The sequence below is a fragment of the Streptomyces pilosus genome (genome assembly GCF_014649835.1).
Taxonomy (GTDB): Bacteria; Actinomycetota; Actinomycetes; order Streptomycetales; family Streptomycetaceae; genus Streptomyces; species Streptomyces pilosus.
The window spans coordinates 150,971-173,564 of sequence record NZ_BMTU01000002.1 but is presented as its reverse complement, the minus strand read 5'-3'; the positions used below and the strand labels follow the sequence as shown (position 1 = coordinate 173,564).

Below are 22,594 nucleotides of genomic sequence, written 5' to 3'. Positions count from 1 at the left end.
CGATGCAGCTGCTGCAGCTGAGGCTGCCCGACTACCGCGGCCTGCGGGACTTCACCCTCGACCTGGAGAGCGCCGTCGACCAGGGGCAGGCCATCGCCGTACTGATCGGCCCCAACGGAGGCGGAAAGTCCCGGATCCTTCACGCGCTCGCGGAACTCTTCGGGGCTCTCTACCGCTGCGCCCTCGGCCATTCGGGCCGTACGGACTTCGGATACGAGGTGCGCTACCGACTCCGCGACACGACCGTCGAGATCGTGCAGCCGTCCGCCGAGGCGGATCCGGTCATGTGGGTTACGGAGGCCACCGGGTCGCGCGACGAGACACCGCGTCACGCTTGGCTCCGCCACCTTCCCGACCACGTCTTCGGGTATCAGGTGCACGGCCGGGTCCCTTGGGGCTCCGAGTTCGAGCGCCACGTGCACTTCGCCGAGGCGGAGCTGGCGACGTGGCGCGAGCAGTGGACGGAGTCCTGGTTTGCCTGGCAGGACCGGCCAGAGAACGAAGAGGGGGTGTGGTCGGAACAGCTGGAGCTGCCGATCACGTGCCCGCTGTACGCCCCGGGATTCCTGTGCACGCCCGACTGGCTCCCCCTAGTCCTGCTCTCCCTGGCCGGCCAGTGGGCGGACGTCTTCGGCGACTACCTCAGGGAGCAGGCCAGGGTGGACGGGGTGGTGTCCGCCACGCTGCACCTGCGCGCCCCCGCGTCGGTAGGGGAGGATCTGTCGGCCCTGCCGTACTGGGGGCTGGGCGGGCCGCCGCGCGCCCTGTTCGCCGAGGCGGCAGCATCCGGCCGCTTCGGACCGGTGCCGGAATCGGACCCGCTGTACAGCGCAGGCACCCCCGACGACGGGTTCGCCCTCACCATGAGCAGCCCCGAGGACGTGCTCGCCTTCCGTAACCTCTTCGACAGTGACCTGTCGATGTTCGGGCTCCTTTCCACTCTTCAGATGGCCAGCTACCTGACGGTCGATGTGCGCGTCCGCAAGGCGGATGGCGCCGTCGTCCGAGCGGACCAACTGAGCTCCGGCGAACAACAGATCCTTACCGTCCTCGGTCTTCTGCGACTCCAGCGAGGCCAGGAGTCACTCTTCCTCCTCGACGAACCCGACGCGCACTTCCATCCCGAGTGGAGCCGACGCTGGTATTCGTCAGTCCAGAGCATGCTCGGCGATGGACAGCGCTCACAGTTCATCGCCGCCACCCACGAGCCCCTCCTCGTCTCGAACATGCTGCGGCAGCAGATCCGGGTACTCGACACGGACGCCGATGGACGGACTAAGGCGCTCGTCCCGGACACCAGCCCACGAGGCCAAGGAGCCGGCGGGCTGCTCACCTCGGACCTGTTCCGCCTCCGGAGCCAACTCGACGAACACACCCAGGACCTGATCGACACCCAGTACCGCCTCATTCCTGTAGCCGAGGACAACCCCAGAGCACGCCGAGAACTCCAGGAGGTGACCGACCGGCTCGACGGACTAGGGTTCGCCACTGGGCGCCGCGATAAGGTGCTCTCCTCCTTCCTAGCGGAACTGCACCGGCGACGCGCGGAACTCATCGAACGAGCCCGAAACGGAACTGTGACGGGTGAGGAGCTCGAAGCGACCGCACGCGTCCTCTTCGACGAGCGCTTCTCCCGGGGGGTCTGATCCCGGTGCGCCACGTAGACAACACCGGACTCACCGCGCCACAGCAGTGGGCGGACAGAGCCGCCAAGGAACTCGAGAAGCTCCACGAGGACGCGAAGGATGCAGACAAGGAGCTCTCTTTCCGCGAGATGTGGCGGGAGGATGCGATTCGCGACCGGCTGATCGCCCTCATGGACAAGTGCTGGTACTGCGAGACCCTGGTCGATCGCTCGCCTTACCACGTCGACCACTACCGGCCGAAGTCCGCCGTCGCCGGCGAGGCCAAGCACCGCGGGTACTGGTGGCTCGCCTATGACCCCGCCAACTACCGCCTTGCCTGTCACCATTGCAACAGCGGCGGTGCCCGCTACGGCAATCAAAGCGCCGGGCCGGGCAAGGGAGCCCGCTTCCCTCTACTCGGGCAACGCGCGTCGGTGGGCGAACGCCTGGAGGGCGAACTGCCGGTGCTCCTTGATCCCGTGGTGGCCGAGGACGCCGATCTCGTCGGATTCGACAGCCGGGGCTACGCCCGGCGCAGGCCCGAACGGCCCTACTCCGACGAAGAGGTGGCCCGGGATCTCTGCCGGGTGGGGGAGACCATACGCATACTCGCACTCAATGCCGACCGGCTCACTGAGAGAAGGTCCACCTTGATCGACAAGGTGGTGGGACTCGTCGAGCTATACCTCGTCCGCAGAAACGACGCCGTTGTGGCGCGGTACGCCCGAAAGGAGATCGACGACCTGACCCGGGCGACCGCGGAGTGGAGCGCAGCGGCAGCGGCAGCGGAACGCTTGGCGCTCCTCGCCTACGGCCGCTCGGAAGACGAGGTGTCCCCTGAGGGAGGGGCGGGGGACGATGTCGCCGAACGCGCGAGTGACGGAACCGAGCCCCCGGCGGCCACGGCGGCGGCCCATCGCGTCGACCTGCGAACCCTGGTGGCCGCCCTGCCCCCCGAGGCGTTCTCCGCAGGTGGGATCGCGCTGACAGGCCGGGGGAAACGGGGCCCGGCCAGGGCGACCCTGTTGGCGGACGGCATCATCGAGTGCTTCCAGCAGCCTTTGGCCACGCCCACGTCCGCAGCGCGGATGGCTACCGGCGACGAGAAGGTGGATGGGTGGACCTTCTGGTCGTTGACGGTGGACGGCACGACCCGGACGCTCTCCGAACTTCGCGACTTCCTGATCGCCCGGGACGGCTGACGGGCACCGCCCGCCACCACGCTCTTCCACACGGCTTGACCAGCCCGACACCGTCAGAACGAATGTCACTCATCGAAAACAGATCGACCATCATGGCGTCCCACTCCCCTCAAACTGACTCAACGGCCCCCAAGCCGCTGTCTGGCAGCGTCAGCGTCGATCGCACCGCCTCGTCCCTCAGTCGTTGTCAGAGGTATGGGACAAGATCAGCCCACTAGACAACGCCGCACGACGACAAGGAAGCGCCTTGGACGACGATGTCATCCTGCGAGGACCGCTCGGGGAGATGGCCACAGCCGAAGCCGCCCCGGCACGGTTGGACCCGACAGACCTCTATGCGGGCGCGATCAGCTGGTGGTCCGCAGCCGTCTCCCCCGCGGTCTCGATCGTCTCCTGGCCCAGCGCCCCACTGACGGTCTGGATGTCACACGTACATGACGATGCGTCCGACGGATCCCGGCTCGTCGATGCCCTTCGCCGTCTCCTCGGAAACTCTGCTCCGCTGTCGACCCACCATGATGTGACGAACGGACGGATGTATGGCGCAGCAGTGCATTCCACCCGCCGGGCCGAGCACGCCGGTACGGGCACCTCAGCGCTTCTCCTGACCGGTTCTCCGTTCACGGCTGGCCCCGGCAGTTCGTGGAGAAGTCCTCTCCTGGAGAGCCATACGCGCATGGCGTGGGACGGTCGGCACATCATTCCCACGCGGGGCTTCAGACGCCACCGATCCGCCGAGAGAACTGCTCCACCACACGTCGGCGCCCTGTGGACTCCCTCCCTCAAGGCGTGGCGCGGCTTTCTGTCCACGGATGCAGCCACCTGGTCGCGTGTCCTGCACCTTGCCCAGCGCAGCGCACCTGCCCCGCTGGCGAGCGCGTCGTCGGACCGTTGGCAGCACGACCTGGCAGGGGCATACCGGTGGGCCTTCCACACCCGGCCGTGCCTGACCTACACCCCTCGCGCAGGAGAACTGCTGGACGCAGTCTGTGAGGCGGAGGACAGGTGGGACACGGCTGTACCCGAAAAGCACGGCGGTTTCTTCCTCCGGGTCGGCGATCACGTCTCCCGCATGGCCGGCGCACTCGCTGCGGCCGAACGCACCGCCATCCACGGAACCCACATGAAGGCCGCATGGTCACTCGCCCGCCGCGCCGTGAAGGACACCTGCCGTCTTGTCTCCATGGACCGCGACATGGTGCATCAGATCGTCGAGTACGTGGATGACGCCATGCGCCACGTATCGACGTCAGAAGGCCAAGCCTCTCCCGTCCTCTCGAACACCCCCGAAGGGCAAACTTACGGCGAATACGCCCACGGAACTCGTTCGCCAAGCGGCATCAATGCCGTCCGCAAGCTCAAGCACTGGTACCAGGACTCCTGCCAGATATGCGCCACCACCCTGGTCCTGCCCTCACCCCGCCACCGCTACAGCGAAGCGGCTCACATCCGGGCCAAAGAGGACGGCGGACCCGACCTCACCGAGAACTTGCTGTGCCTCTGCCCGAACTGCCACGTCCGCTTTGACGGCGGAGCACTCGTCCTGACCGACGACCTCACGGTCGTCGACACAGTCAAGGACCGCCTCGGAGCCAAGCTCAAGCGCCATCAGTGGCATTACATCAATCCCGACCACGTTCGCCACCACCGCCACCACTGGATCAGCCGCAATCCCGCACCCCTCACGGCTCTGCCCTCGGAACGGCAGAGCAACTGAGCCCGCGGTCGGGTCCCCCAAGATCTGGACCATATCCGGGCCAACGATTGCCCGTCTCCCTTCCACGAACTGCTCACAGCGCGGCAGCGCTCCCCTCGCCCGGGTCCCCGAACACACTCTGATCCGCCCCGTCCTACATCTGTGTTGATCAATGGGGCCTTGCCGATTCCGGCGGGCACGCTGACAGCGATCGGTGGCACCACGCGGCTACCGCGGAGTGGCGTGACTTCCCGGTCCGTCGCGAGGTGCTGCTGATCCCGGCGCTGTTTCGGGACCCAAATGCTCAGCGCACCCGGTACTGATGGCGGCGATGTGCCCTGGAGGCCACAAAGCGGCCACGGTGGAGTCGCCGGTGCTGCCCGGCGACGCTCGGCACGGGACTGACTTCCGCCGACTCTGCTCGACCCCACATCCAGCGACTGGCCAGCGCACGGTGCCGCTGGGCGTACGGTGGGTGGACGCTGGCATGAGGCACACGACTGGAGTCAATTCACTCATGTCGGCCAACAGGTCTCAGTGCTGCAGCGGGTAGCCCTCCCGGTAGTCACTGGCGCTCAATTTGCCTCGCCGCTAAGGCGTTCATGTCTCTAGCGTGGGTCCATGAATGAGCACGAAACGGTACGGGGTGTTCTGCAGGCGTGGCTGGACGATCTCCGTCAGCAGCCGCCCCGAGAGTGGTCCGTCACAGAGCTGAGCAGACGTGCAGCTTGGGACCAGGTCCGTACGGTGGTGGCTGGCCTCGCGCCGGTCTCCCGGCGCCCGGACCTGTACGGCAAGGACGGGTCAGCGCTCGACGATGAGGTCCTGCTCGCCATGACCGGCCTGGAGCAGGTGGCCGAGGCCGCTGCCACCGGGACCCTGATGAGCCTGGACGACCTGACAGCGGATTTCACAGCCCTCTGCATGGCCGCGGCGCCCGAGGCACAGACCTGGATCCTGCTGGACATCGACCTTCCACGAGGGACAGACTTGGCGCTGGGGGAATATCGGCTGCAGACCGTTAGCGCCACGAGTCTCGCTCAGCTGATGCCCCTGCCATCCATGCACCGCTTCATCCGCAACCCGGACCTCGATCCCGACACGCTCGGCGGATCGACCTTCCTGCAGCAGAGCCTGCCCGGCCAGGCCCTCGCGCGTGGTCGCTCCTGGCTGCCGGACCTTGATCAGCGCCCCGAGCGTCGGCACCTTGAGCCGCTGCTGGCCCTGCAGCTGTGGAACCCCGAGGAGAGTGTGCACCCCGAGGCGTACTTCCGCGTCGAGCCCGGACGCCACAGCGAGCTCCGTGCTGGCTCGCCACACATCGAGCCGTACTTCGACCACACCGGCGAGGAAGTAGGCGAGGTGCACCGCGCGTTCGGCTACCACGTTCCACCATCTGCGGTGCCGGGTCTTACCGCATTTCTGCACGAAGTCCACGGCATGATCAGCACGGTGCGGTCCCGCACCGTCAAGGACGGACGGTCTGCCCCGACTGCGAGAGCACTGGCCAGCGCGGCCAACCGCTTGGTGCGGGCCGCGCAGCGCACCATGGGAGGCACCTACGTCGATGAGTCAGAAGCAGATGACGTGCTGCTCGACTACGTGATCGCAATGGAGGCCGTCGCGGCCGCCGACGGCAGCGGCGACAGCCGACGCCGGACCAGCCAGCGGTCGGCTGCGCTGTGGACCCGGGACGAAGACCGCCTAGCCGTGTACAAGACGATCAAGCGCGCCTACACGCGTCGCTCCCGGTACGCCCATGGAGAAGATCAGACGCCCATCACTGACGAGGAGCTGTTCACCGTCCGGTGCACGGCCTTCGGCGTGTTCCTGCGCTGGCTCGTCCTTACCTCCGCTTTGGGCGAGGAAGTACTGCAGCACCTCGACGCATCGCTGCTCTCGCACCAAGAGCGCTGCCGCATCACGAAAGTGCTGGACGCCTTCTTCACAGCGACCCCGCCAGCCACGACACCCGGGGCATGTTGTGAAGCCCATCGCTCCTGACGGCAGGCGGGCGACGTCGACGAACTCGGCGCCTACCTCGAGGAGCAGGCCCGGTTCCTGGCTGTGGACAGAATCCTGACGGCGGAACAGCTCGCTGGTCGCAGTCCTCAACGAGTGGCTGTGACCAGCACCTTCACACGTCCTCGGAGATCACCCAGCCCTCACGAGCCGGTCGAGCCGGTGTTGCGGATCTTCGCAAATCTGGGATCAAGCCGCCTCCCAAAGGCCGGCATCCAAAATGCGAGCCGCCTTCGCAATGCTCCCAGGCATCAGGTGCCGGTAGGTCCGATACGTCTCCTCAATGGACTTGTGCCCCATCCATTCGGCCACGTCGGTGATCGGTATTCCGTTCCCGAGCGCGTTCGAGGCGAAGTAGTGCCGGAAGCTGTACATGCCGACACCGTCCGCCGCGGGGAGGTTCCTGAAGAGCTTCTGCACACGGCGGCGTTCCATCGGTTCCGTGTAGTAGCCGCTTGGGCCGCGCAGGAGATAGCCATCCTGCGTGGTGCTGTGCTTATCCTCGTACCGCTCGATAGCTTCCCGCACTGAGCGCGGCAGAGGGACCTCCCGGAACTCCCCCGCCTTGCGGTGCTTCAGCTTCGCCGGCCTGTGCGTGTTGGAGTGGATCTGCTCATGCACTCGGTAGACGTCATCCGCCACAACGTTGTTGACGTTCACTGCCCGGGCTTCCCCGTTTCGCAAACCACAGCCCACCATCATGACGATCTCAAGCGCGAGATACTCGTCAGCGGCAGTCAGCGCCTTCTTCACTTGGTCGAGGGGCGGGATGACCACCTTCTGGCGGACGTACTCCGGCTCCTGGACTCCCTTCACAGGATCGTCCGCCATGGCCCCCTTGCCATAGGCGTCCCGCAATATCGCCTTCAGAGTGCGGAAGATGTTCACCTGGTTCCCGCGGCCCACCCCATCGGCCTCCAACTCGTCCAGGAAACGCTCGACCACGATCGGCGTGACAGAGTTCAGCTTCCTTGATCCGAGACGAGGGATGATGTGCACGTTGATGGAGCTGTCGACGTGCCAGCCCGTGGAGTATTCCGTCATCCTCCGCTGCCGCGGCCGCCACTGCTTCGCGTATTCCGCGACCGTCTGCTGACCGAGTTCCCGGCGGGCCTCGGCAACGGACGGCGCCGTCTTCTTTTTCTCCGCATAGATCTGCGTAAGGCGCTCGATCGCGTCGTCCTGCGTGCCGAAGCCAGCCTCTTCACGCTGCCTGCCGAGAGCGTCCCTGAACCGAATCGTGTACGGGTGCGAGCAACGGGTCGGCCTGGAACAACCGCACTCCTTGAAGAACGACCCCATCCCACGAGCGAGCTGTCGAGCCACGCATCAAGCCTTCCGAGCAGGGCGCCGGGCGGCACAGCAGGCCCCTGCCACAGGTGCAGGTCAGCAAGCCGGACACCGTCCGGCCTGATGCTGACCTTTTGCTGACCTGGAGGCGGCAATCAGGGCCCTGACCTGCGAAAACACCCAAACGCTAGATCTTGGACTTGATCAAAGTTCGCAGCACTTTGGACTCCTAGAAGACGGCTCCCCGCCAGCTTTCTGCAGGTCAGGGGCACTGTTCACTGTACACCGGCACTCGTCGGACTCGAAGACGCCAAAGAACATCGACTTCACTCGGGCAAGAAGGCTCCTCGCCTGCGCTTCCATGTAATCCAGGCCGCTGCGCCATCGCCGACCAAGCACCCGCTCAAACCCCTGTCTCGGAACGGACGAGGACTCATGCTGACCAGATGCTGACTGACCTGACGATGCGCCAGGTGCGCACTTCGTCGAGCACGGAGCCACCCTCCGCGTCGACCTGGAAGACGGTCAACGCACCCGACAGGGGGCTTCATCCGGCCCCAAGGCATTAGAAGGCGTCTGAGAATCCCCTTTAACGAGTTGGTGCGTGATAGCGGGTGAGGCACTGTACCTGGCCGGTGGCATGATCCAAGTGTGGCGATCACGGTCAATCGAGCGGTGCTGGCGCATCAGTTGTTCACGGGGATCTCTCGGTGTCATCTCGCTTTCTGATCGAGGAGTTGGCGGTGCCGTGGCAGGCCGACATTGAAGGTCGCCGTCATGCTGCGCGGGGCGGGGCCAGGAAACGAGCCGAGGGCGCCGGCGCCCGGCACCAACTGGTGTTCGTCGACCGGTTGGTGGCCACGCTGATCCATCTGCGACACGACCTGTCGCACGCGGTGCTGGGACTGCTGTTCGGCGTCGACCGCTCCACCATCACCCGCGAGATCACAGAGATACGACCGCTCCTGGCCAAGCGGGGATGTGCGGTCCCCGACCGTCCCGGCCTGCGCCTTCGGACGCTGACGGACGTGTTCGCCTACGCCCATGCCGAAGGCACCGAACTGCGTTTGGACGCCACCGAAGTCCAGGTCCGCCGACCGCGGCGGACGACGCGCATTCGTCTCGGGCAAGAAGAAACAGAACACTATGAAAGCCACCGTCATCGCCGACTGGCGGGGCCGCACGTTATGGGCCGATGCCCTGCGACCTGATCGTATGCACGACGCGACGGCCGCCCGCAACGAAGGCATCGCCATCTGCTTCCATCACTTCCCCGACGTCGAGGTCCTGCTGGACGACGGCTACCTCGGCCTGAGCCGCGACCACTGCGGACAAGCCATCACACCGCCGAGAAACCGCGGCCAGGAGCACTGCCCGGCAGAGTCGAACAGTGGGAACGTGAGCGCCACTGGCACTCCTCCGACCGCATCACCGTCGAACGCGCCCTCGCCGACCACAAACGCTGGAAGCAACTGACGCGCTGGACCCACCGGCGCGACCGTCTGCCCGACACCTACCGCGCCATCGCCAACCTCGTATCCGACCGCACCGCCACGACTAAAAATAGGCCACGAGCAGGCCAAACACGCCTCACCCGCTATCACGCACCAACTTGTAAGACAGCCTACGATGACTCTGCGCCCGGTGAAGCTCTGGTGACGAGCCGAGCCCGCCAGTAGCTGGCGGCGTCTTGGCCGCCCTGCATCGCCGTGACCTGATCAGCCTGCTGCGCGAGTGCGGCAGCGGGGGCCGTGCCCTGAACATAGGACTCGAAGCCGCGGTTGAGTGCGCTGCGGCTCAGGAACTCGGCGTACTCGCGCACTGACTCGACAATCGCGAAGCTGGTGGGGTTCCCATGCACCAGGGCATTTCGGACACGACGGCGTCGGGCCTCCAGCACGGCGCCTTCGGCGGTGTAGTACGCGATCAGGGCGCGGTACTCGCTGTGGTCGCTCACGCTGGCGAACATCCGCCTGATCCAGGCGCGCTCGGACTCGATGCGGCAGAGCGAGAGGAGATCGCCAGAGCGGTCAGCGACGAACAGAAGCCACGGGCGTGGCGGGTTCTTCGCGAGCCACTCCCCGGTCAGCTCGCTGAGCAGTTCACTTCGGTTCCCAACGCCGAGCAGGCACATGCCAACGGCTCGCTGCACGTCGGTAAGCCACCGAGCATGGGGCCAATGCTTGCCGAGGAGATCGAATAGGTCGTTGGGGCCGAGCGCAGCGTGCGCCGCGACGTGTTGCACCACACGGTCCGCGAGCGGAATTACGCTGCTGATGTCGGCTTCGGAAGGCTTGCGCAGAGCCATGTCGCGGCCGAAGGGGCGGTCGGCGATTGTCTGCGCTTCGAGTGCGGCCGCGAGGAACCGGGGAAGCTCTTCGCGGGCCAGCGCCGAGGCGATGCGCGGCCCGTGCTTCGCGATCGCGTCCGCGGTGATACCCGCGCCGTAGTGATCACGGGGGAAGCCCGTCTCGCGCGGGGAAACGAAAGAGTTGAGAGAGCCGGCCTTACCGGAGCGCAGCACCGCGTGCTGGGCGAGGTGCGGGCGGATCCCGCCAGAGTTGTGTATCGAGACGTTGAGGATCGTGTTCACAATGCGAACGGCGCGGTCCAATGCGCCCGCCGCCGTGGTCGTGCCGAGGTCGACGCGCACCAGGAAGTCCACGTCGGACTCCTCGCCGACCATCTTCGCGACCTTGAAGAGATCATCACTCCGCACCAGCTCCCAGAGCTCTTCCTTGTGCTCGAAGTCTTGGCCTTCGGGCCTTGCGTTGGGTACCGCCCAGTGGGCATTGATGAAGGTCACCCGCCCAGCGGAGAGGTGCATGAAAACCTCACCCTGGTAGCCGAGCCACACCACGACCGGCTCGACTTGTGCCGGAGTGCCGACGTGAGTTCGGGCGTTCGCGATCCGCTCCTGCAGCGGCACGCTGCTCTGGCCGATGGGAATGGCGTAGGGATCACGGCCGAATGCGATCACCGAGATCAGGTCGCGGAAGATCCACTTCGCGCTGAGTCCGCGCCTGCGTAGTTGGTCGAAGAGCAGTTCGGCAATCGGGCGGTACTCCCGGCCCCCCAGGGCACGGTTTTGAGCCGTGGCCACGAGGTCATCCCAGCTGGCGCGGACAGCTTCGTCTGCGTCAAGCGTCCCGAGGAGGTCCTTCGCGGCTTTGGTGACGCTGGTCCAGACAGCGTCGGTGCGGGTGCCCGGCGGCTGCGCCAAGACCCTCGTGGGGCTCCCGGTGAGCTGCGAGAAGGCGGCTTGGAACTGTGCGAGTGATGCGCCGATGTGCGCGCGAAGTGACGCGCCAAGCATGTTGATGGATTCGTCGAGGTCGAGCCGCAGCGACTTCCGGTTGGCGGTGTTCTTCCAGGCATCGACGCCGCTGGCAAGCTCCACCCACTGCAGGACCTCTTCTGCGAGTACGGCGGAGCGGCAGAATGGTGCTCACGCCGTGGTGCCGGTCGAGTGACGACACGAGGGACTTCAACCAGGCCGGATCATCAGCGGACCAGTGGTCGCTGACGTTGTAATCAATCATCACCTTGGGTCGCCCGCCTCTCGTGCGGTTCTAGCAGCCGACCGGAAGGGTTGTTTCGTCATGTCCCTCTAGAGGATACGGCTATGACCGCCCTCCCCCTCACACGTTTTCTTCACGTGCCGCACAGGGGTAACCATCCATCGTCGGACCGGTCCACTTCGCTCGGTGAGGCAGTCCAGCACCTCGACGGCCTCACCGGCGCCATGCGCGCGGAAGCGGCCGAGCCCGTCTGGACCAGCACCGGCCGGCGAGACAGCTCCCGAAGCAACATCAACTACGCTGACACCAGCCGCATAACCCGTGTCCAGGATCCGGGGTCAAGGCCCATCCACACTCTGATCGGCAAGTGGTTTGGGGCAGGGGCGGGCCTTCTGAGGAGGGATGCCTCCGGGTGTATTCCAGCTGTCCGAACTCCCTCTCCCCGGACGACAGCCGGGCGGCCTGTCAGCCTGCAGTTCCGGCGTCTGCGGCCCAGTAGGCCAGGATCTGGCGTATGTCTGTGGTGACATGGTGGTGCGGGCCCAAAGCCCGTGTCGCGTGGTCGGCCACGTCCTCCATCTGGGCGCGGGCACTCTCCTTCTTGCCTGCTCGCCAGGTCCACTCGGCGAGTACGGTGCGGCAGGTGAGGGTGCGTACCTGGTCGGCGCCGAACACGGTGATGAACAGTGCTACGAGCTCCGTGAGTTCTGTGACCGCCTCGTCGAGGTGGCCCGCCTTGCCGCGTTGTTGGGCGAGGTTTGCGCGGGTGATCAGGGCCTCGCTGTGGAGCTCTCCGTGCACCGTCTGCTGGTCGGCCAGCAAAGGCGTAAGTATTTCGATCGCTTCTTCGTTGTGCCCCAGTCGGCCCAAGCAGCTGGCCAGAGCGTTGCGGGCGACCATGGTGCGAGGATGACGCGGGCCGCTGATTCGCGTGGTGCCCTCGACGACAGTGCGCAGTTCCGGCAGAGCTTCGGCTTCCCGTCCGCATTGGGTCATGCAGTGAGCGCGGTTGCGACGAGTGACGAGAACAACCTCGTCTGACGGAGTAGGCAGTCGCTGCAGAGTGTCGAGGAGACGGTCGTACTCAGCGACTGCCCCCGCATAGTCCCCTGTAACGCCGCGCCAGTGCGCCAGATTGTTCAGCGTGGTCAGCACATGCGCGTGCTCGTCGCCCAGAAGGCGGCGTTGCGCAGCCAGCACCGCTTGGAGCTCCTTCACCGCCGCTGGCACGTCGCCGTCCTCGGCCTGCAACCCTGCGATGTCGCTGCGTAGGAACAGGGTCTCCGGAGCATTTTCGCCCAGTAGCCGTCGCGCGGTGCGCAGCATCGATCTGTAGTGCAGCAGTCCCTGATCCCGGCGGCCGGTGGCCTGCAACTGTAGGCCGAGCCGCGTAAGTACGCGGTGAGGCCCCTGTGCATCCCACAGCGCATCCGCTGTGTCATGCGCGACAAGGTGCTCCGCGCTGGACATTAGGGAGCGGCCGGTGGCGGTGTCCGCGTAGTCCACGCCCGGCGGCCACACCTCCTCAAGAGCGTCAGCTGCCGCTCGGACCGCAGTGTTCAGGTCCGAGGGCTGGACCCTTTCTCGTACAGCGCGCTGGATGAGCTGGTGCATGCTGATGAAATCGTCCCGCTCGTCCGTTCCTCGAGGCGCCAGGTTCACGAGACTGAGTCGGCGTAGTACCTGCAACGCCCGTCGAGCGTGATGGGCTGAACCTGGCAGTTGTCGGCCGCTCAGCCGCTGCGTATTGAGGTAGTGGACCATGGCAGGCGTAGTGATCGTCGCCATGGGAACCGCGTGGGTGTCCAGCAGGCACAGCACCGTCAGCAGCGGACGCGCGAGGCCCACGGGAGCGAGCTCGTTCGCTCGTTGTACCGATAGGTGCCACGCAGCGGCCACGGTGTGCTGCTGCGTGTCCGGAAGACTACTGTCGTCAGGCAGCACGTCGGCCAGCTGCAGGGTGCGGTCCGCGAGCAGAGCCCGGTACTGCGCGACGGTCAAAGAGCGATCCTCGCAGAGGTAGGCGGCTGCCTGCGCAAGCGCAAGCGGCAGATGGCCGAGATCGTCAGCGAGGCGCTCAAGATGGGCGACGTCCTGCTCACGTCCCTGCAGCCTAAGGACGTTTTGCAGGTAACGCCTGGACATGGCAGGGGAGTACAGGCCGACGTCCACGCGGGCACGGTGCTCGGTGTGCCAGGCGGCGTCCTTGCTGCGGGTGGTCACCACACACCGTCCGCCGGCCGTGCGCGGCGGCAACCAGTCCCGTAATGCCCCCACATCCGGCACATCGTCCAGAACCACTAGCCACTGTCGGGGAGTCGTGGCAAGCCACGAGAGGAAGCGGGCAGCCTCGTCGTCCGCGTCGCCCGAAGGACTCAGACCGGTGACGGCACGCCAGGCGCGGGCGTAGGTGCCCACGATGTGCTCAGTGCGATCGGCAGTCACCCAGACGACCAGATCCATCCGCGTCAGTGGCGAAGCAACAGGGTCGGACGGCTGTGTGTCGGTGTTGACGGAGGCTGAATCGACCTTCTGAGAGCGAGCCTTCGCGAGCATGTCCGCGGCGAAGTCGGCCGCCACCTGCGTCTTGCCCACGCCCCCCATGCCGCACAGGACCATTGTCGAAGGTGTCGCGTCGGCGGAGTCAATCCACTCGCGCAGACCGGAGGAGGCTTCACGAGGCTCGAACTGGGAGGCGGGCACCGGGACAGAGCCCACGAGCAGTGGCCACTGCGGTCGGAAGGCTTCCTTGACTACGACCGTGACGTTTTCGACATATCCGCTGTTTGCCCAACCATTGGGCTCGGCATGAGCGCTGCCAGTATCCGAGACCTTGAGCATTTTCCTGTCTCTGCGCATGGACATCCGTTCAGGTGCTACTGCTGTAGACAGCTGGTCGGTGTGGGTCAGCTCAGGCGGATGCCCGTGTTGGCGTTACCGCCGTCGCCGTCGGCGTCTCCGGTGCGCTCCGCCCGGAACTCGCCATGCAGGCTGTTCGCCGGGCCTGTGATGCCGCTGTTGGCATCAGCCCCTGATCGGGCTGACGCCCTGCCCGTCCGCAGTGCGACGGCGACAGCCGACTGCCCGCCCCGCCGCAGAAGTTCCCGCGCCAGAGCGATCACCGCCGCGCACGCGGCCACGATGGAGGCCACTTGCCCCGCCGCATTCAGATCCACGGTGAGCCACACCATCACCATCGCAGCGATGACAAGCACCGAAGTGGCGATCACCGCGTACCGCATCCCGTTGTTCATACCGGAATACTGCCTCAATAACGGGACGGTCGGGCCCAAACGTTGACCGTACTTGGAATCGACTGGGCGATGAAACTCCCCGCTGGAACGGCTCGGGCAGTTGGAAGGCGGTGCCCGACCTTCCAGGCACAAGCCGGGGGCCGTCTCCGTAGTGTCCATGTGTCAGGACGGGGGCGAGTGATCGGCATGGTCCGTCAGCTAGGAGGTAGATCTTGGGGGTGAGCGCCCTGCGTGAGCGCCCCAGACACTCGGCGACTGGACCACCTTCTCCTGTCGGACGGTCAGTTTCCGAAGCACCGGATCGACCTGGTTCTCCACCGGTGGACCCCATTTGAGGAACGGTGGCGGACGGTGTCTTCCCTGCATCGACAGCGTGCTGGCGAGCCCGCACCGCCGTGCAAGCGATGGGTTGATCCGCCGTGATACCGACTGAATCTCCCTCGCCGACGACCGGGACGGAGCGGCGAAAACTACGACCAGGGCGGGCGTTTTCGTCGACCGAGGCGCTCTACCAGGCAGGTCTGACAATCGAGGGGCGAACGGGATCAGTTTCCGCCGCGTTCCCAATTCTGTCGGAGCGACTTGTCATCCGCCCCGCTTCCTGCATCCGCAGTGCCGACAGCGGTCAGCCAAACCACAGCGCTCGCCGTAACTCCGCACGCACATAGCTGGATTGAGCCCACGTGGTCATCGGGAAACCATCCCCGAGCCCCAGCCTTGTCGATGTCACAAGGCACCAAGGGGGAGGGGTACGGACGTGGACGCTCTCACAGCGGCGGTACACACGCTTCTGGAGGACCCAGACGCGTCCGTGGAAGTGGGGGTGTCGACCCCGGAGGAAGCGGCGCGCAGCGTCCGGCTCTTCGATCAGGGACTGCGTAGCGGCCGTGGGGTCCACCGTAGGATGGCCGAGGGCGCGCTGCACGGCGCCAAAACACTCGCGACGGACCGCCTGCAGGTCCTCTCCGAGTTCGTCCAGAATTCCGACGACGCGGGAGCCGGACAGCTGCGCGTCCTGCTGCGGTCCGACGACATTCTGGTCGCCCATGACGGAGCCGGCCTGCGCCTGGCTGATGTCCTCCCGCTCGGCATGCCTGGCTCAGCGGCAAGACGGCTGACGCCGAAGCCACTGGTCGGTTCGGCATCGGACTGTCCACTCTCAGGGGTCTCACCACGGTGTGGGAGGTACACTGCCATCCCTTCCACGTGCGCTTCTCTGGTACCAACCTCGAGCCTGCGGCGCCGCCGGTCCCGCCGAGATCTCCGGACCCGATTGGGCTATTTTCCGCATCCCGCTGGCTCCCGGCATACTGACCGCGGCCCAGCTCCTGGAATGGTTCGACGACTGGAGCGACGCTTCCCTGCTTTTTCTGCGTCACCTCCGCGGCCTAGAGGTGACGGCGGGCGAGCACAGCACCGTGCTAATACTCCAGCCGGACTTCTGTATTTCTCCTGGTCAACGGCTTGGCGGTGGGGAGTGTAGCGGGGGTGTGGCATATGGGGGACGGTCTTGGGCTGGCCGTCCCACCAACGTGTGGCCGCGCCGCATGTAGTGACAGCTTCGGGCACGTGCTTGGTGGCGACGCCGCCATCGGGACCAGTTCACCGCGTGGTCGCGGCGTGCAGGATGGCGGCGGGGTTCAACTGCCAGCAGACGACGGATTTCGGAGGGTGTGAGGTCCACGAGGTCGGGTGTGTCGGCCTCGACACCCCCTTTTCGCGTTCCTGCACGGCCATCACCGCAAGGAACGCGTGGGCGAGCATGGCGAGCGTGATGTGCCGGTACCAGCCCACGTAGCGGCGGACCTCGTACTGATCCAGGCCGCATTCGTTCTTCGCGCTCTGGAAGCACTCCTCGATCTTCCAGCGGCATCCGGCGACTCGGACCAGGTCAGCGGCGCTGGCGTCCAGCGGAGCGCAGGCGAGGTAGTAGGCGATCTCGTCGGGCTTGCTGATGCTGCGACGTGCCAGCATCCACCGCTGTCGGGTCGGCTCACTGCCGTCGGACTCGTCCACTGCGGGCAGACGGGCGGCGGCCCAGTCGTAGAGCCGTTCGCCTTTGGCTCCAGGCCCCGCCGACAGACGCTGCCACGCCTCGGGCGGGGCCTGCGCGATGAGATGGTCGACGCGCGGGCCGTTCACCTGCTGCGACTTGGGGACGGCAACGACGTAGGAGAGCTGCGCGTCTTCCAGGAAGCGCCGGAAGTGCGAGTCCTGTCCGTGGGCGGAATCCGCGGTGACCCAGGCGATGGGGAGCGGGGAGGCCAGGGCGCGCAGGATCATGTCGCGGGCCAGGTCGCCTTTGGTGGCGAAGGTGCGCTCGTCGGGGATGCGGGCCGCTTGACAGCATTCCCGGTCGCCTGTCCAGGACTTGGGCAGGTAAAGCTCGCGATCGACCAGAGCATGGCCGCGGGTGGTGGCATAGGCAGCGAAGACACCGATCTGGCAATTTTCTGTCCGTCCGGCAGTGCCGGAGTATTGGCGCTGCACCCCTGCGGAGGTGGTGCCTTTCTTCACGAAGCCCGTGTCGTCGAGAATCGACACACCATTGGAATGGCCGAGTTGTCCGGCCGCGTACGCCTGCAGTCGTCGCGCAGACCGTCGGCGTCCCACCGACTGTGGGAGAGCAGGTGCTGCAGGCCGTGGGGGGTGGCATGACCGGCGTACTCGGCGAGCTGCCAGCTGTTCTTTCGGCCGACCGGGCCGAGCAGTCCGCGGACGTAGTCCCGCATCCGCCGCCGGGCCTCGACCCGGGGGAAGCGAGCTCCGGTCTGCAGGAAGAGTTCTTCGAGTTCCAGGTCCCAGGCGTTCGTCGGTACATCATGGATCACGACTACGGACTGCTCGTCACGCTGTCACTTCATGCGGCGCGGCCACACGTTGGTGGGACGGCCAGCCCAAGACCGTCCCCCATATGCCACACCCCCGCTACACTCCCCACCGCCAAGCCGTTGACCAGTAGAAATACAGAAGTCCGGCTGGAGTACTAAGGGGTAACTGAGCACCGACGCCCTCGGCCTGGTCCCGACTGCGCCAGGTCCTCCCGCTCAGCTGCCTCGAGTCCGTAACGGGCGAGGGCTGTACCCCCGGGAGGAAAGTCAAGAAGGATCTGGCTCCTCCTCTGCGCCGAATTCGACGATGAGACTTCCGGACTGTTTGATCCCGGTGAGCATGACGTTTCCGTTCGGGCGGATGCGCAGTTGGTGCAGCGGGTCGGGGACGAGACGCAGGACAGGATTGGCGTCTGCCGCGAGTCCCGATACCACGACGAGAAAGAACTCGGCTTCCGAGGCCGCCCGTTCGCATTCCTTGGCGGTGAGGGTCACCGTGTCCTGCTCGGGTCCATAGGTCGTCTTCAGCTCGTAGAACCGATCGAGCGCGTCCACGGCATCGGCGCCCACGCCGTGCTGGTGCCGTAGATCGCGCAGCCACTCCGGTTCCCGCTCCGTACCCAGAACCTTGCGCAGGAGGTCCAGAGCCACCCTCTCCTGACGGTCGATGTTGGGGGCAGGGGGGACCAGACGTGGTGCGGGCACGGCCGCTGCGTAGGCGGGAGGGGTGAGGCGGGTCCTGACGGATGCACCTCCGCCAGCCCCGGGCACACCACCAGCGGATGGCGACGCCTGGGCGGTCCGGCGGATGCCGGTGATGCGGAGAGCTGCCGGATCGACGAATGCTCGCGATGCCGAGACCGGGACGGCCGAGGCCGGGCGGACAGTGACCGAGGGCAGGGGTGTCGACGCAGGCGGCCGGCCATCTGCCTTGTTCTGAGCCGTCTTGACTTCTGTCTCCAGCGCAGCAAGGCGTTGGGCACGCTTGGCATCAGTCGCCGCCTGGTCCTGCGCGACCCGCTCCTCGGCCAGCTCGAGCCGCACCGCCTCTCTTCCGCGCTCCGCCTCGTCGTAGGCGGCCGCCCAGGAGTGGGCGACCTGCCGCCGGTCCTCGGTGAAGCGAGTCGCGATGGCCCGGCCCGCCTCCGACGGTCGCCTCAACAACTCGCGGTCCACCGTCCATAGCGTGCGGGAGTCCCGGTCGAGGGCGGTACGCACCGGCCCCCGCACCGGTTCCCCACCGGGGAGCGTGACCAGACACTCCAGCGACGAGGTGATCCGCACCTCAACCTCGGCCAAGTCCTCCCACGGGCAGTCGAGGGATCCCGCGACGGCGACGGCGTTGCGCTGCAGGTCCTCGCGGAGCAGATCCAGCGCGTGACGCACGAGGTCGGTTGCTTCCTCGTCGACGGGCGCGTCCTCCGCGGGGCGGAAAGTAATGTCCGCCGCTCCCAGCTCGGTCACCCGCAGGCGTCTGAGGAGCGCCGTAAACTGTTCGAGTTCCCCGCCCGGCAGCCACACCGGGATCCGCGAGCCCAGCGCCTCGGCCAACGTCGCGTCGGCCGCGTAGACCGGGCGCTTACTGGTCCATCCCCGGCTCGTGCGCAACGGCAGTCTCCCCACGAGAGAGGCGGTCACTCTCTCGGGGTGTTCGCGGGCCGTTCGGGCAAGCATCTGCAGGGTCTGAAGCATCACGGTCTCGGCTTCGGCGTCGACCGGCGACCGCACGCCTCGCTCCTCCCTCGCCTCGCGGACCACCTCCCTGACGACCCGTACTGCGTCCTCCACGCCGGCCTCCGGAACCGCGAGGGTCTCCCAGAGGGCGTCACTGCCCTTGAACGACGGCGCGAAGGCGGCCCACCGGCCGAAGACCGGGAGGCCGCGGAAGCAGTCGCCCGGCCGGCGCCAGCCCAGTGACGTGAGAATCAGTCCGCGGCCCTGCCCGAAGGCACGCACGACGGTGGCGGTCACCTGTGCGGCGTCCTTGCCTCGGTGGGCGGTCAGTCGCTCGGCGAGCGCCCGGTAGAGGAGCTGCGCCGCCGGATGGTCAGGGGCGTCGGTTTCCCGGGCGCGTAGTCGGCGCAGCGCCTCCAGGAGGTCGGCGACACCCGGCTCGCCGGTGACGCCGAGAGCGACAAGTACCTCTCCTCGTCTGCCGACCGCCTGCTGGAGGTCGGGGTGCAGGAATCCGGCACTGTCCGCGCCGTAGACGGCGACGGTACTGGTCGTGCGCTCGCGCAGGTCGCGGGGAGCGGTCGGTGTGCCGTCCTGGTTGTCCAGCCACGCCGTGGTCTTCAAGTGCCACAGCCAGAAGCCGTCTGTCTCCCCGCGCGGGTTCCATGTGTGGTAGTCCCAGACGGCGCGGACCTTGTGATGCTCGGACAAGACACTCCAGTTGCGTCCGAGCACCCGCAGTAGCGCGGCGGCCCGTCGGCGTCGTACCGGCCCGTCTCTCTCGGCGGCGATGTCCTGAACGACGGCCATCAGGTCAGGGCTGTCGCAGTCCTCCAGGGTGTAGGTGGCCGATTTGTTCTGGAGGTCCTGCGACCTCTCCACAGGGCCGCCTGGGACCCGGGCCGGCAGACCCTCGCTGGGGGACGATGCAGTGAACCGGAGCTCGACTCCAGGGTGCGGCCGCAGCCGCGGTCCCTTTTCGGCACCGAGCAGGTGGAAGAAGGCCCGGGCGCCCAGGCCCGTACCCGCTCCGGGCAGGACCTGGGCATAGCGGGGCCGCAACCACGTCAGGCCGGTGGCGGTACCTGCGGCCGTCTCGAAGCTGTCCTCCCGGTCCACACTGTCCAACCCGGCCGGCAGGTAGGCATCCGCTGGTCCGACCTGCACGTCCTCCCTATGGCCGCCGGGCCCGAACCGGCGGCCGTGCAGCAGGACGGCGCGGCCCACGTCCTTGCCCAGCCGCTGGCGCTCCTTCGCGGGAACGCGCAGAAACCCCTCGCGCAGCGCCACCAGTTGGTCGTCATCCAGGATCAGAGGCGCGATGTCCTTTCGGGCGCCGCGGGCAGCGAGCTGACGGATGACGGGCACCGGATCCGCGCCCGTGACGAAGACCTGTTGTTCGCTCAGCCACGCATGCACTCGGGCCGCTTCCCCGGTCTCGGCGACGAAGGCCGGGTGCAGCACGTGGCTGAGCCCGAGCACCTTCGAAAGCCCCTGCGCCTTGTCGGTGAAGAACTCCGCGGCTCCGAACCAGGGCACCCGGTGCCTTGCTCCGGAGATATCCACCAGCCACTTGTGCCATCGAAGCCTCTGGGTCTCGCCCTCGGCGATGGCAACGGAAGCAAGTGCGACCGTCGCCTCCGGGCTCCGGGACGCATCTCCGAGGAGCGCGTCCACAGCCATCGGGACGGTGACGGTCCCGGGCGCGGCACCGTCGTGTTCGGCCCAGTCCTCGAGCACCTCCTGCCATCGCCCCTCCGCATCCCGCGCCGCCGGAGGCAATACGGCCGTACGCCCGGCCACCTGCGCGATCTCCGCCTCCGAGAGCGCTCGCAGAACCGCCTCGTCACCAACGGCGAGGTCGGCGAGTCCGAGGTCACCGTGGAGCAGCGTCCGCAGGCGCAGTACGTACGAGACCCTCGCGCGCGCAAGGGTCAGGAACCGCTCCTCCAGGTCCCGAGCAGGTCCCTTGGGCGATCGGACGTTGTGCGGCAAGGGCAGGCACCGCCAGGCCACGGTCGGGTTCAGCCGAAGCTGTCGCACCATGACGGCGGCCCAGAGGTCGGCCAGCAGGGGAAGCAGCGCCTGGTTCCACGGGGTGTCGTTGAGGTGCTGACGGCTCGGGTTCGGATCGAACTGAGCGCTGACCCGGAACGGAAGTCCCAACTCGGTCACGGGCAGTCCGACATGCACCTGTCCAGCAACCTCGTCGCCCACGCCCTCGTGCAGCGGGATCGCGACGGCAAGGCCAGTCGATTCACCTGCAGCCTTCCGAATCCTCGGCACGTCCGGCGGGCTCGGCACGGTGGCACGGCTGACGTGCCAGGTCATGCCGCCAGGTGACCGGGCCGTGCGCACGTCGATCACGGTGTCCCGACCGCCGATGACGGCCTCGTAGGCGTCGGGTTCGCCCCACTCCAAGGCGAGCCGGGAGTGTACGTCACCGCCCTCCCGTTGATGCTCGACCGTGCGCACGTGGTCGAGGAAGAGCAGCGCCTCGTCACCCCATGCGGCAAGCCAGTGGTCGACATCCTGCCCCTGCACATCGGCGGGGGTGGGGAGCGGGATGCGCAGGACCGTCCAACCGTCGTCGGCGAACCAGGAGGGGACCGGGAAGGGGTCGGCGAGGGACACGTCGGGGTCCCCGATCCGGACACGGTAGAAGCCGCAGAAGATCTCCAGGACCGGGGACAGACGCCGGAGGGTCATGAGCCCGATGCCGAACCGGCCGGTGGCGTCAGGGTCGTCGTCCTTACTTGTCAGCGACGGCATGGCCAACGCCATCACATCGGTCAGCCGTACCGGACGCCCGTCATGCGCTACCAGCAATTCCGCATCACGTACGAAAATCCTGACCTGGTTCGCCCCGAGGTCGTCGGCGTTCTGCACGATCTCGGACAGCCCCTGCAGCGGGTCGGTCGACAGGTCCCCGCCGTTGTCCCGCTGCCGGTGCAGCCCGTACCGCATCTGTCCAGGCAGCTCCACGAACAAGCGCCCGAGCCGCTCGACGGCCGCACACGTCGCTTCGGGCCCGACCGGTTCCGCCACCTCCGCCCCGCCCGCCAGCCCTTCGCGGTCCATGAGTTCCTCGGCCGCCCGGATCGCCCGCTCCACCTCGGCCCCCGTCGACCCGCCCCGCTCAGCGGTCATCCCCCGCCCCCCTTGCTGTGTGATCCCCCGGTTACCGATCGTAGATCGTCGAGGAAGAGGAAGGGGCGAAAACGGCGGTCGGCGTGAACCCGCCGATTCCCGCGTCCGGCCGCTTCGTTGCACCTGCCACACCAGCCCGCTCGCACGGGTACGACGATTTGCACGAGGTGCCCCACAGGGCAGCAGCACTGGAGCGCGAATGGGTCCCTATCATTTTGACCCGGCGTACCGGCTCGGGCGGGCCGTTGCTTGATCGAGTCTCCCGTCGTGACCGACGCCGCTACGCGGTACCTGGTCGTGAATGGCTGGACGTGGCCGGACCGGTTTAT

General features: G+C 66.9%; 9 protein-coding genes and 2 pseudogenes. 5 read left to right on the top strand and 6 right to left on the bottom strand.

Annotated features, from left to right (window positions below; genetic code table 11):
• Positions 1-2 precede the first annotated feature (2 nt).
• The 4 genes from IE118_RS05735 (at position 3) to IE118_RS05720 (ending at position 6,527) form a co-directional block, all read left to right on the top strand.
• Entirely contained in the window at positions 3-1,646 is a 1,644-nt protein-coding gene (locus IE118_RS05735) for an AAA family ATPase (RefSeq protein WP_189556177.1), read from the top strand.
• Positions 1,647-1,651: 5 nt separating this feature from the next.
• Complete coding sequence (locus tag IE118_RS05730; protein ID WP_189556176.1) at positions 1,652-2,827, top strand: HNH endonuclease; 1,176 nt, start codon at positions 1,652-1,654, stop codon at positions 2,825-2,827.
• Between the two features lie 247 nt (positions 2,828-3,074).
• Complete coding sequence (locus IE118_RS05725) at positions 3,075-4,544, top strand: HNH endonuclease (RefSeq protein WP_189556175.1); 1,470 nt, start codon at positions 3,075-3,077, stop codon at positions 4,542-4,544.
• Between the two features lie 600 nt (positions 4,545-5,144).
• Positions 5,145-6,527: a HEPN domain-containing protein gene (locus IE118_RS05720; RefSeq protein ID WP_189556174.1), complete on the top strand. Its 1,383-nt coding sequence runs from the start codon at positions 5,145-5,147 to the stop codon at positions 6,525-6,527.
• 207 nt (positions 6,528-6,734) lie between these two features.
• Here the strand turns inward: IE118_RS05720 and IE118_RS05715 are convergent, their stop codons facing one another.
• Positions 6,735-7,847: a tyrosine-type recombinase/integrase gene (locus tag IE118_RS05715; RefSeq protein ID WP_189556937.1), complete on the bottom strand. Its 1,113-nt coding sequence runs from the start codon at positions 7,845-7,847 to the stop codon at positions 6,735-6,737.
• Between the two features lie 639 nt (positions 7,848-8,486).
• On the opposite strand from IE118_RS05715, the pseudogene IE118_RS34605 reads away from it, so the two are divergent.
• Positions 8,487-9,394, top strand: a pseudogene (locus IE118_RS34605) (transposase); the annotation flags it as partial.
• Positions 9,395-9,459: 65 nt separating this feature from the next.
• Here IE118_RS34605 and IE118_RS05700 read toward each other — a convergent pair.
• The 5 genes and pseudogenes from IE118_RS05700 to IE118_RS05680 form a co-directional block, all read right to left on the bottom strand.
• Positions 9,460-11,235 (bottom strand): hypothetical protein, encoded by a 1,776-nt coding sequence (locus IE118_RS05700; protein ID WP_229846678.1) that lies wholly within the window; start codon positions 11,233-11,235, stop codon positions 9,460-9,462.
• A gap of 586 nt (positions 11,236-11,821) precedes the next feature.
• Positions 11,822-14,197: a tetratricopeptide repeat protein gene (locus IE118_RS05695; RefSeq protein ID WP_189556172.1), complete on the bottom strand. Its 2,376-nt coding sequence runs from the start codon at positions 14,195-14,197 to the stop codon at positions 11,822-11,824.
• Between the two features lie 65 nt (positions 14,198-14,262).
• On the bottom strand, positions 14,263-14,610 hold the full coding sequence (locus IE118_RS05690; protein ID WP_189556171.1) for a hypothetical protein: 348 nt from the start codon (positions 14,608-14,610) through the stop codon (positions 14,263-14,265).
• A 1,602-nt stretch (positions 14,611-16,212) separates the two neighbouring features.
• Positions 16,213-17,441: pseudogene (locus tag IE118_RS05685) on the bottom strand (IS701 family transposase).
• Positions 17,442-17,708: 267 nt separating this feature from the next.
• The gene (locus IE118_RS05680) at positions 17,709-22,265 is read right to left on the bottom strand and encodes a sacsin N-terminal ATP-binding-like domain-containing protein (protein WP_189556170.1); all 4,557 of its coding nucleotides are present in this window, start codon (positions 22,263-22,265) and stop codon (positions 17,709-17,711) included.
• Positions 22,266-22,594 lie beyond the last annotated feature (329 nt).